The 11,814-nt window shown below is 39.1% G+C and carries 9 protein-coding genes; 4 read left to right on the top strand and 5 right to left on the bottom strand.

Annotated features, from left to right (window positions below):
• The coding region (locus Q7P41_RS02180; protein WP_303881787.1) for an ABC transporter permease at positions 1-686 on the top strand (686 nt) is incomplete at its 5' end.
• On the opposite strand, the gene Q7P41_RS02175 is transcribed toward Q7P41_RS02180, so the two are convergent.
• Both Q7P41_RS02175 and Q7P41_RS02170 read right to left on the bottom strand, forming a co-directional pair.
• Positions 683-2,008, bottom strand: coding sequence for a radical SAM protein (locus Q7P41_RS02175; protein ID WP_303881786.1), 1,326 nt, complete (start codon positions 2,006-2,008; stop codon positions 683-685). The genes Q7P41_RS02180 and Q7P41_RS02175 overlap by 4 nt on opposite strands.
• Before the next feature lie 62 nt (positions 2,009-2,070).
• On the bottom strand, positions 2,071-2,967 hold the full coding sequence (locus Q7P41_RS02170; protein ID WP_303881784.1) for a radical SAM protein: 897 nt from the start codon (positions 2,965-2,967) through the stop codon (positions 2,071-2,073).
• Positions 2,968-3,513: 546 nt separating this feature from the next.
• Here Q7P41_RS02170 and Q7P41_RS02165 point away from each other — a divergent pair.
• The 3 genes from Q7P41_RS02165 to Q7P41_RS02155 all read left to right on the top strand — a co-directional run bounded on the left by Q7P41_RS02165 (position 3,514) and on the right by Q7P41_RS02155 (position 5,884).
• Complete coding sequence (locus Q7P41_RS02165) at positions 3,514-4,158, top strand: SagB/ThcOx family dehydrogenase (protein ID WP_303881783.1); 645 nt, start codon at positions 3,514-3,516, stop codon at positions 4,156-4,158.
• A gap of 132 nt (positions 4,159-4,290) precedes the next feature.
• Entirely contained in the window at positions 4,291-5,214 is a 924-nt protein-coding gene (radC, locus tag Q7P41_RS02160; protein ID WP_303881781.1) for a DNA repair protein RadC, read from the top strand.
• A 190-nt stretch (positions 5,215-5,404) separates the two neighbouring features.
• On the top strand, positions 5,405-5,884 hold the full coding sequence (locus tag Q7P41_RS02155) for a hypothetical protein (RefSeq protein ID WP_303881779.1): 480 nt from the start codon (positions 5,405-5,407) through the stop codon (positions 5,882-5,884).
• Between the two features lie 480 nt (positions 5,885-6,364).
• Here the strand turns inward: Q7P41_RS02155 and Q7P41_RS02150 are convergent, their stop codons facing one another.
• From Q7P41_RS02150 to Q7P41_RS02140, 3 genes are read right to left on the bottom strand one after another with little or no spacing between them, the layout of a single operon-like run.
• Positions 6,365-7,702, bottom strand: a complete 1,338-nt coding sequence (locus tag Q7P41_RS02150; protein ID WP_303881778.1) for a hypothetical protein — start codon at positions 7,700-7,702, stop codon at positions 6,365-6,367.
• 12 nt (positions 7,703-7,714) lie between these two features.
• Positions 7,715-9,679 (bottom strand): ATP-binding protein, encoded by a 1,965-nt coding sequence (locus tag Q7P41_RS02145; RefSeq protein WP_303881776.1) that lies wholly within the window; start codon positions 9,677-9,679, stop codon positions 7,715-7,717.
• Positions 9,666-10,676, bottom strand: a complete 1,011-nt coding sequence (locus tag Q7P41_RS02140; RefSeq protein ID WP_303881774.1) for a site-specific DNA-methyltransferase — start codon at positions 10,674-10,676, stop codon at positions 9,666-9,668. The genes Q7P41_RS02145 and Q7P41_RS02140 overlap by 14 nt, the downstream gene beginning before the upstream one ends.
• Positions 10,677-11,814: the final 1,138 nt, after the last annotated feature.

Below are 11,814 nucleotides of genomic sequence, written 5' to 3'. Positions count from 1 at the left end.
AGCCTCCATCAAAAGCGCATCTGTTTGGCACTGATGAATTTGGTCGCGATATTTTCAGCAGGGTGATTTATGGTTCCAGGGTATCCATAAAAGTTGGTTTTCTCGCGGTCGGCATTTCCTTGCTGACGGGTTTGTTCTTTGGGTCTATTGCCGGTTATTACGGTCGCCTTTTGGATAGCGTCATATGCGCATTGATCGACATAGCTTTGGCCTTTCCCATGACATTGCTGGCCATCGCTATTATAGCTGTCTTAGGCCCCGGGTTATTCAACGTATGTTTAGCAATAGCGCTTTCATCTTGGGGGTCATTTGCCCGCATTGCCCGAGGTCAGTTTCTTTCTTTAAAAAACCAAGAGTTCGTAGAAGCAGCCAGGATTCTTGGATACTCAGATGCACGGATTATATTTCGTCACATCTTGCCCAATTCATTGGCGCCCCTGGTTGTTCTAACGACGCTTGAAGTGCCGAAAGCTATAATCGTGGAGGCAACGCTGAGTTTTCTTGGACTAGGCATACAGCCTCCTTTGCCCAGCTGGGGCTCAATCATGAGTTCGGGTCGTTCCTTTCTGTTTCATGCGCCTTGGATAACCATATTTCCCGGGGTAATGATCATTTTAATAGTCATGGGTTTTAATCTGCTTGGGGATGCTTTGCGGGACTCCCTGGATCCAAGGCTTCGAGATTAGTGCTTCGTAATCGATGCTTTGGCCATTTTGCTCTCGAAATCGAGGGCCCTCTTAAAACTCATGTTTAAGACCAAAAGCGGTGCGAAATAAAGAAGATGTCGCAGTAAATTGAAATTCACGCTAAAAAGTCTTTTTAGAATAGAACCGTAGGAATAAAATTCCCTCCAAGCCCAGCCCATGCCCTTTTGCAATTCTTCGGGCGTCATTTGCGCGGGCATAAAAACAGCGTTGCCCATGTCATACTTCGACCAGTCTGCATTGATGATGCGGTCTTCGGAAGATAGCTTTTCGTACAACCTCGTTCCGGGCAAGGGGGTGAGTATGCTGAATTGTGCCAAGTCTAACTTTGATTCCAATGCGAAATCTAAGGTTCTTTTAAACACGTCCTTGTCATCGCTATCAAAACCGAAGATAAAAGCTCCCAACACGATAATGCCATGATCGTGTAAACGCTTTATTCCAACTTTAAATTCCTTGATGTCGTTTTGCACTTTGCCAATTTCTTGCATGCTTTCTTCAGAGATGGTTTCAAGGCCTATGAACAACCCCGCGCAGCCGCTTTTTTTCGCAGCTTTCAACAAGTCCGGGTCACGAATTATGTTGAATGAACTTTGCCCAACCCATCGTATTTTAAGAGGAATAAGGGCGTTGAATAATTCTTTGCTGTATTTTGGATTGCCCACGATATTGTCATCGATGAAAGCCACGAATTTACCTTCGAGGTGTTCTATTTCCCTGATGACGTCGGCAATGGGCCTGTGCCTGTAAGTTCTGCCGAAAAAATTGGACACGGAGCAAAAGGAGCAATTAAACGGGCAGCCTCTGCTCACTTGGAGGCTGTTAACAAAGTAATATGCTTCCTTTTTGTATAGATCCCTTCGAGGCTCGGGCAAATTGACCAAGCTCGGGAGTTTTTCGTTGAAATAAAATTGCTTTAAATCGCCATTCTTAAAGTCCTCTAAGAGCTTTTCCCATGCGCCTTCGGCTTCTCCGATGACCACGGCATCGCAATGTCTTATGGCTTCTTTGGGGAGAGCGGAAGGGTGCGGCCCGCCCAACACAACCTTTGCGCCACTTTTCCTGAACTTGTCTGCAATCTTGTATGCCCTAGGTGCGACTGAGGTCATGACTGTGATGCCCACCAGGTCAGGCACGTCGTCATAATTGATGGGTTCTACGTGTTCGTCTAAAATGGCGACTTCTATGTCTGGTTTTGTCAAAGCCGCGATCGTGCTCAAGGTAAGAGGTGGCATTTTAAGCGCCAGTTTTAGCCTTTTTTTGTAGTATTCGTCCTTTCCTGGCGATATCAATAAAACTTTCACTGTGAATGACCGCCTTTCATCAATTTTTTCGCCTTTTAGCACTTGGCGAGCATTATTTTAACTTATAGTCTGCATATACGATGAATTCCGTAATTTTGCGCTATTTCGATGGCTCTTTTGAATTCCATTCGCGTAATGGACCTTGAAAGCTCCGGATATCGAAAAGCTTTATGAAGCGGGCGGTACTGGTCCATTATGTTTACGAAGGTTTCGGTCGAAATTTCTGTGGCCAAAAACTCCATCACTTTTTCTGTCCCGGCAAGGTTGTTTGGAAGTACCAGGTGTCTCACTAAGAGCCCTTTAACGGCGATGCCCCTGTCGTCCGTCTTTAAATCTCCTACCTGTCTGTGCATTTCCCTGACTGCACTTTTTGCCAAAGAAAAGTAATTAGGAGCTGAAGAATAACGCATGCCCCTTTCGTCATCGCCGTACTTAATGTCCGGCATGTAGATGTCTATGATGCCTTCAAGGAGCTTTAGCGTGTCCACGGAGTCGTACCCGCCGGTGTTGTACACGATTGGAACCTTGAGGCCCTCTTCGAATGCATGCAAAAGAGCTTCCATGATTTGAGGAACGCAATGAGTAGGGGAGACCAAATTTATGTTGTGACAACCCATCCTTTGAAGCTCGAGCATCGTGTTTGCTAATTCTTTAGCGGAGACTTCCTTACCCCTGCCAAGTTGACTGATGTCGTAATTTTGGCAAAAGACACATGCCAAGTTGCAGTGGGTGAAAAATATCGTGCCCGAGCCAAATCTTCCTACCAGAACTTTTTCTTCTCCGAAGTGAGGTCCGAAGCTGCTAACGACGGCATTTCTTCCCGTCTTGCAAAAGCCCTTTTCGTCTTTAAGGCGATTTACGTGACACTTCCTTGGACACAGTTCGCAATTCGACGAAATTTCTAAGGCCTTTTCCAGGCGTTCTGATAGCTTTTTTAAGAATTCTTTATCCTGTTTCATGACGAGCACCTCAAATAAAAGGAGCTAAATTTACGCCCCCTTGTTTACTGTAGTCGGTCAAATTATAGTCTAAACTGAGGCGAGATAGTTTTCAATAAAACTTCGATACCTGCATTGCAAGTTTGCTGCTCGATCTTTGGCGCCTTTCGTCCTGCAAAAGGGCGTTGCCTTATTATTTTTCAAGAAAATAATGCTACTGGTATTATAACAGACGCATTGCACGAAAATTTGGAGTACCGAACTCCTAAAGAAGTTGGTCGTCATCGTTCAGCATCTGCTCATGTCGAAAATGAGCAGATGAGCGTAGTTTCACGCAAGGCTATTCGGCCCTTTGGCGAATACGGTGATCATCTTTTGCTAAAATGATATAGCAATATATGTTTGGCAATTAGCGAGTGCAGCTACAAAAAATCTAGGGCAGCAGCATTCCTATGTTGAAAATAGGCTTGTACTGTTATTTATCAAAAAAGTGGTGATTTTATGAATAAAACAAAGTTAATAATCATGTTTGTGGCATTAATATGCCTAGGAATGGGAGGGTTTTTCATGATGACAGGAGCAGGATACGGAAGTGAACCAGGGAAGCATGCCAATGGAAAAATAAAGCTACCTGAACCCAAATACGAGAGCGACACATCTGTTGAGAAAGCTTTGCTTGAACGAAGATCGGTTCGCAGATACAAAGATGAGCCGCTGACGCTTGGTGAGGTTTCGCAACTCCTTTGGGCTGCGCAGGGGATCACCGGTCAAAGATGGGGCTTTAAAACGGCACCTTCCGCAGGTGCACTTTATCCACTTGAATTGTACGTCTTGGTTGGCAATGTAGATGGCATCGCGAGAGGCGTATATAAGTATGTGCCCCGTGGGCATGAACTCTCTAAAGTCATAGACGAAGATTTACGAGACAGTTTGGCTGTCGCAGCTCTCGGGCAATCTTGCGTCAGGGACGGCGCAATTGCCTTGGTATTTACCGCAGTTTATGAAAGAACAACCGGAAAATACGGCGACAGGGGCATCAGATATGTGCATATGGAAGTCGGGCACGCTGCTGAAAATGTTTGTCTGCAAGCTGTTTCTTTAGGCCTTGGCACAGTGGTTGTTGGAGCCTTTAGGGATGAGGAAGTAAAAAAAGTTTTAAGCCTTCCAAAGGAAGAACGTCCGTTGTGTATAATGCCTATAGGAAGGATATAAGTATCTACGTTATGCGTCGTGTATCGTGTCGTTGCACAAAAGGTAATTAGTTAACGAGTATATTTGTCCCATCTCAAATTGCATGGAGCCGCGAGATATCATCATAGAAACTGAACGGAGGTCGTTATCGGCATGAGCGACGAGATTTTGCCGGAGAAAGAACTGCTTGACTTCATGGTGGCAAACGCCATTTACCCGATGTACAGCAAAAAAGGAAAGGTATATTTAAGATGTTCCAAAAAGGGGTTGCTTACCGAAGAAAGGGCGAATGACATCATTCGGCAGTTAAACATCAATACAGCTGATGAATGCGAAAAGTTAAGGGGAAAAATTAAAAGAATGGTAGCGGAGCGGAAATCGACACGGCCGATCAAAGAATGGGTGAAAGAAGAAAGGCCAAGGGAGATGCTCGTGCAGCTTGGGGCAGAAAATCTACCTTTGGCCAAACTTTTGGCGATAATTTTAAGGACCGGGAAAGACGGCATGAGCGCAGAAGAGCTCGCAAGGACTTTGCTCAACCGTTTTGGATCGCTTCGAGGGATAGATTCGGCACCCATATCAGAGATTTCCAAAATCGATGGAATTGGCCTTGCCAAGGCGGTGCAAATAAAGGCGGCCTTTGAGCTTGGCAAGAGACTTTTTAAGGAAAAGGCCGAGACGAAGAAAAAATTAAATAAGCCTGACGATGTGATAGGCTATGTTTCCGAATTTTATGCTCCCTATCTGAGGGATAAGCAAAAGGAAGTTTTTAGCGTCATTCTTTTGGATATTAAAAATAAGCCCATTGGAAATGTTGAGATAAGCAAGGGCAGCGTAAATGCTACCGTGGTCGATCCAAAGGAAATCGTAAAGGCTGCGTCCTTAAAATCTGCATCTTCCGTCATACTGGTTCACAATCATCCTTCGGGAGAAACGACGCCATCATCGGAAGATGTCGAGCTTACGAGCCGCATATCCTACGCCTGCGACCTTGTGGGCGTAAACGTGCTCGATCACATAATAGTAGGCAAAAATGCAGACGATTTTTACAGCTTTGCAACAGAGGGGTTGATATAAATTGACCGAGAAGAAAACTTGCAGAATTATTGGGTCTGGGCAGAATTGAGACCGTATAGCTGGACATCTTCAAGCTTATTTTATGGACTGATAGCTAGAGAAGCAACTATTTGTTTTTCCGTAGAGCATTAGAATAATATTAATAAATGAAATACTACAATGCTTAAATTCTCTTAGAGGAGTGATTGTTATGAAAAGAATAACAATATGTTTGATGACAGTTGTAGTATTTGTGTTGTCTGTCGTTGGATATGGATATGCTGCCGATGACAATGTATTATGTATATTGCGCAATATTGATTATCAGATAAGCGATGAAAAACAAATAGTTGAAAAGAACAAAGGGAATGTAACAATTACTATAGATGAATATGGCGACATAGTATTTATTACTCCAAATCAGCAGTATTGGACTGCTAACTGTTTTGCGCTGTTAGATATATTGCCATATTTTGATATATTCGAGGATGGTCAACTTAGATTACACGCAATAACAGATGAAAACGATCTTACATTTCAAGTCGGGATTAGTAAACATGAAGGTGTATGGTACCTAGGTATCTTCAATCAAGAAAGTGCTTTAATGTTACATCCAAATGATAAAAACATAGGAAAAATGAAGCAATTGAATAAAAAATTAAGAGATCTTTTTATAGAGGGATGCAATTAAGATAAACAATATAGTAAGATATATTCTAGCAACGTTATTTGGGCCCATACTGACAATCTGTTTAGTAAATATGGGCCCTTAATGGTAAATTTCGCTAATTAAGTCCAATTTCTCCTGTGAAAATGATAGATTATATATGATCAAGATACTTCAGCCAGTTCACGATCCGGTTGCAAGTTTTCTTCAATGCCCAAATTTGTCCTCAACCGATACAGGTTATTCTTGGGGCTTATATACTCAATGATATCCGCGGGTCTTAATGCTAGCCTGGCGAGTTGCGAACCACGCAAAATTGGGTTGGTCCTAGAGGTCATACTTTGTGAAGGAAGCTACCCTAGTTCTTCCTCCACCCAGCGAGGCTCATGGTGCACTTGGCGATTGGGAGTCTTGGTTAGAAAAGCTTAAGTTTTACTCTCATCTAACACTGGGTCAATTCAATGTAAATAAAATGTCTTTGACTTTCTTGAGCATCAATTGTGATTAGCTTGTTTTGATACTTTCTTCTGCGAAACTTTTTAATATATCTGCACTCGGGTGGTCAGCTAACGAAACTAGCTTGTTAGCCATAACAATTGGTACTAAAGAACTGTAATATAAATCACATTTCAAAGTAGAAATATTTTGCAATATGGTATCCATGTTAATGTAGTCATTTTTTTGTGGTTCTTCCTTCATTTCTGTGTTCGGAATAGAAGCAACGTAGATGTTTTCATATTGAGATTTAAAGATCAACTTGTGGCTATAATAGGTTGATCTTCCATATGGGCAGTGTTTATCTGCATGTCCTGGAATAATATATTTATATATATATTTATTTCCCAGCAATATAATTTGATTTTTTTCTAGCATGTTTGATATTTGATAGGCATGATCGACAAAAGGTCCACTTTTTTCTAGGCCTACTAGATAGATAGAATATTTAGAATTTAAATAATTAATAAGACTTCTCATTGGTTTATGAATATTTGCTGTTTGTCCAAAGAAAGCTAGTGGTCCATCCTTTATAAATAATGTTTCATTTAATAAAGCGGAACGTATTTGTAAAATCTGCTGTATAAGGTAAACAATTATTAATTGTTCTATCGCTGTTGATAAATAACCTAATATACCAGTGGCGCCAATATCGTTATCGATTACTTCGTGCAACCTAAAGACATCAGTTAAAAAGACTGTGCAATAGCAATGAGGGCAGCATATTGTATAGTCTGGTTTTATATTTTTTTCGGCAAAATCAAACCCTTTTCCACAACAGGGACACGAAGCTAGATGCCAAATAGTAGGCGATGATGGATCGTATTCATTGAAGAGCAACCACTTAAGTGCCTTAATTAAACCTTTATCTTCAGGATTTTGCATAAAAAAGTCATATACGCATCTTCTTACGGATGTATTTAAATCCCTTTCACCTTTTATGGTAATGTATTTGGTAGGTAAAACAAATTTTATTCTTTGTATATTTTGTAATTTTGCAAAATCTTCAGGATCAATAAATGGTTTTGTCTTAATATTTATTAAATCCTGCATTTTAAAGAACAAAGCGCCAAATTGGAAAAACGCAATAGTCGAAGATGGAAATTCCTTTTTAACAAAAACATTTGTATATCCACCATCAATTGCGATGATATTTTTAATAGGGTTATTTGTAATACTTTTTATAAATATCTTTTCGAAATCAACGTTTGCTATATTTTCTTGAAAAGGTGGGATATGACATTTAGATAAAAATTCCTTAACTTGGATATCATTGATAATGTTAATGTGAGCATTTTTGCTGGCCTTTTCATATGGCTTGTTTGAAAAATCATTCCCGTAACTCATATATAATTACCTCTATTCGTTTGCTAAAAATCTATCTATCTGTACGGGAACCACGAAGGAGTTGGAATATGTTTTCATTCGAATAAAACCTTTATCCGTACCTGGACTAAAACGTATCAATCCTTCGCAAAAATCGCCGAAATCGTAAAACTTTTTAATTTCTTTAAGTTCGTCTTCATTGTTCAAATGTGCTATGAACCAATTCTGTGTGTTCTTTAATATATTAGAGCTAATAGAACTTACTTCTTGAGTAGCATAAACCATGCCAAGGTTGAGCTTAGCTCCCTCTTTGGCAATTCTCGTATATATTTGACTCAAGTCTTTGTCTTCTTTTTTTGGAAAAAGGTTATGTGCCTCTTCAAAATAAAATTGAATAAAGTTATTTGGTCTATTATGTATAAAATGATCCATAGCATCACGAAATATACACTTACAAATCCTCTCGGAAAATGTTTGTTGAATTTTAGGATCACCCTGAGATAAATCTATAATAATAATTTCTCCTTCTCTCAACTTATTAACAATATCTTCTTCGAAAGCCGTATCATTTAATGAAGTGTGGTATGGTTTTAATGGGTTTAATTTTTTATAACCAGAAATATTGACGCTGCCAGTTAAGTTTCTTTTACGAGTTAAAAAAACCAGCAGGGTTCTTAAATCCTCATCCACCCAATCATGCCCTTTGCTATTCTTATATTCTTTAAAAAAATCATTATTATCACAATTTTCCGCAACCCAGGTAAACCACCTAATAGCCTCGTCAAAAGTGATACCATTAGCTGGGTTAATATCATTGATTTTGCTGTTTATTTCTTTATTTCCCTGGAACTTAATTTTATAGTTCTTTGGAGGCTCAAAACCAGCCCTATAAAGACAACACTTATAGGCAGCTATCTTTCTTTCCCATCTTGTATAATCTGAGCTTTCTCTTTCCTCAGGCTCCATCAAATCAACGGAAAGAAAACTTTTAACATAGTCTCCGCTCTCTCCCGCGAGAAAGTTGTTAATTAAATCAAAACCAGCTTCAATCTCGTTATAAAGGTTTACTTTTAAAACCTTAAAGTTAGCCTTTTCAAGCACACTATAACGCGTGGTAATGTCAGCATACTTCTCAAAAATTGCTGTTCCTTCATCTTGCAAATTGGCGTTTGCATATTCACCGTTTATGTCAAAAATTATTTGACCAACTTTATATTTTGGAAACCCAGAATCGTCAAATTGTTTTAAATTTTCCTCTATACTGCTGACTGTTACCTCCGAAACGTTCTTGGAACGCGAACGTTGTTCAGTTGTTGCTTGAATAATTTTTTTCACAGTATTTGATTTTCCAGTACGAGTCATACCAAAGAGAGCAGTCCTTTTCCCCAAAAAATCTTGCGGATTAACATATACTGAAACCTTTTCTTGTCCTTCTTGGAAACGCCTACTGGAGCTATATCGTACTTTACCGATAGGTATATTAGTTGAGTTCCCTACTACAGAATTTCTATCCCTAAAGTTTACAATAAACTCTAAAACCTCTCCGATGGGCTTATAAGCAACATAATGATGAGCGCTATAAAAATTTTCAACATCTGCGCCGAATTGAATTTGCCCTGAATTATTTTTAAAAAATGTCCCCAATATTCTGCATTCCAGACCAGAAAAACTGAACATATATCTTGTATAATCATCAAGTTGGCTATGTTTACCTGACGTCTTTAAATTATCTTTGTAAAACTCAACCATTGAAGCTATGACATCACTATCGGTTGGCAATTTAGTGGGGCAAATTGCCCTTAGCAAAAGACATTCATCTACTTCGTCATTCTCATTTTCATAAAAGGCTAAAATAAAGACGCCTTGCGGGAGTCCACCAACTTTTTGTTTCCATGCGTCTGCAATAAGTAGATATGCTTTTTCATAATCTAAATAATAAGGGCGTCCGATAAATAAATCACCTTTTTTAGCTTCAGTGAAAATATCAACTGAAGCCATTTTTAGGATCTCTTGGGTAATACTCATTACATATTTCCCCCCTTTTAATATTGGAGCATAGCGAGGGTTCTTCGAATCTTATCATTGATTGATACCCATAAATGGTATTGGCTTCTATGCTGACCCATTTTCTTTTGAGCCTTTCTGCACAGAAACCTGTAGTGTTACTACCACTAAAAGGATCCAGTACTAGATCTCCTTCGTCTGTAAGAAATTCTATAAAAAAACTTGCTAATTCTAGAGGCATTCGGGCAGGATGTGGTACGATGTCTCTTTCTTTGCATTTCCGCATAAAAAAGTCATTCGATTTTGTATTTGCAATTTTAAACATAGAATATGGCAATCTTACATTTTCATCTTCTTCTATAGGTTCAAGCTCCAGTACGTTGCGACATATACTGCCCTCATTGTCTTTCAAAAAACTTTTTTTACCTATAACATGGGACGAAGGTCGCTTCCCTGCATTATACTTTCCCTTTTTTAAAAGCTTTTTCATGCTCTTGCTATATGGTCTCAACACATTTCTATTATCTGCTTTAGGGTAATCGGATTTGGACATCCACCATATGTGAGTAAAACTATCTATTACACGAATACGTTCTATAGTTACCCATTGAGCAGGAGATGGCAACCTTGCTGGATTGTAACAAATAAACTCCTGACATAAACGTAAGTTTGCTTTTTCTATAAACCCAATTAACGATTTCATATGTAGAAGTGACTGTACTGGTCTGCCACTTTCCCAAGCATTGCCCATTTCCACTACAACAGAGCCATTTTCTGTCAGTATTTCAGCAAAAAGCGGAGCCAAATTTATAAACCAATTCAAATATTCATCCCCAACTTTATTGCCATATTGCTTTTTATTATTTAAAGGAAATGGTGGGGATGTTAAAATTAACTGCACTTTTCCTTTGAGGTTTAATTTTTTAATTTCCGATTCACATTCTCCTATGTAATATTCTCCATAATCAGTATTATACAGCAAGTTAGTCACAAAGCTTCACACCTTTTACGATATGAGAGTATCAAATAACAACAATAATTTTACTTATTATATTATTATATTCTTAGTCAGTCAATTACACGGCCTTCCTCAAAATTAATCTCTTCGAAACAACATTGTTTCTTCGCAATTGCCTAAGAGGACAACTACCTCAAAAATTCCTTTTGGGCAATGCTCAATTTCATTAAGGTAGTTTTTAGAGGACAGGAGTGTAGCAAAATAAATATACGCTATTAAGGCCAAATATACCACAATCAAGTACAATGCAAAGATCTAGTATAAGGTCACGAAGAGGGTAAAATTACCAGATGCTCGGTGAACTTTGCCGTCATACTATATATGAACGGACAATACTTCACGAGCCTTTTGGGAAATAACGGCAAAGTAATGGTTAAGGGGAGTACCGTTTCAGTAGTATTAGATCCACTAATTTAATTAAATGATTATCAAAGAGAGGTAGAAAGAGAGCATATGGTCAAGATGTAGCTGATGCTTTATAGAGAATGTGGCCCCTTGTGTAATTTGCATCCTCAAAGCATCTAGTTGCTTTCATAAGGTTTAACTGCAATCAAATATTTTCTCGTCCAGAGTTTAAGGACCTAAGGCAAGGGGCGAGGGATGCTCTCTCTAAAGCGTCTCCTTCCCATCGTTGTCAGCCTTCTTAAACCCTATGTGGATAGAGTAAAATTTAAAGGACGATACAAGGGTAATTCCTTAAGCAGCAATATAATATAAGAAAAATCAATAAAGATGGAGGCGTAATTTCAAAAGCCAAAGGAGCTGGGGTACGTGAAGGTAAATTCATTGCATCATTCCAGTGCTTTCGATAGGGGAAAGTTTATATATACTTTACAGCCCCGGAGATATCTACGTGCGGTAACATTGCCTCCCAACATCGTTTATCATTTTGTTGAAGAAGCGAAGCCAGTTGCATTATAACAATGTTGCATTATAACAATAATGAAAGTTTACAAAATCGTCGTATCCGATTTAACTCAGGCGACCTAATAAAAACAGGACTTCTTTCTTCGTCAAGCTGTAGTGTAATATATGGAAGTAAGGACCTGAGAGGGCGTATAATACAATCAAATTAGAAATAATTATAAAATTCTCAATTAGCATATAATTA

The organism is Acetomicrobium mobile (genome assembly GCF_937920065.1).
The sequence above is the reverse complement of the archived record's forward strand: the minus strand, read 5'-3'. Positions and strand labels throughout refer to the sequence as shown.

Bases quoted from the DNA above. Each gene is read 5' to 3' on its own strand.
- Q7P41_RS02170 (WP_303881784.1), bottom strand. From the start codon at position 2,967: ATGAAACAGGATAAAGAATTCTTAAAAAAGCTATCAGAACGCCTGGAA.
- Q7P41_RS02165 (WP_303881783.1), top strand. From the start codon at position 3,514: ATGATGACAGGAGCAGGATACGGAAGTGAACCAGGGAAGCATGCCAAT.
- radC (WP_303881781.1), top strand. From the start codon at position 4,291: ATGAGCGACGAGATTTTGCCGGAGAAAGAACTGCTTGACTTCATGGTG.
- Q7P41_RS02155 (WP_303881779.1), top strand. From the start codon at position 5,405: ATGAAAAGAATAACAATATGTTTGATGACAGTTGTAGTATTTGTGTTG.
- Q7P41_RS02150 (WP_303881778.1), bottom strand. From the start codon at position 7,702: ATGAGTTACGGGAATGATTTTTCAAACAAGCCATATGAAAAGGCCAGC.
- Q7P41_RS02145 (WP_303881776.1), bottom strand. From the start codon at position 9,679: ATGGCTTCAGTTGATATTTTCACTGAAGCTAAAAAAGGTGATTTATTT.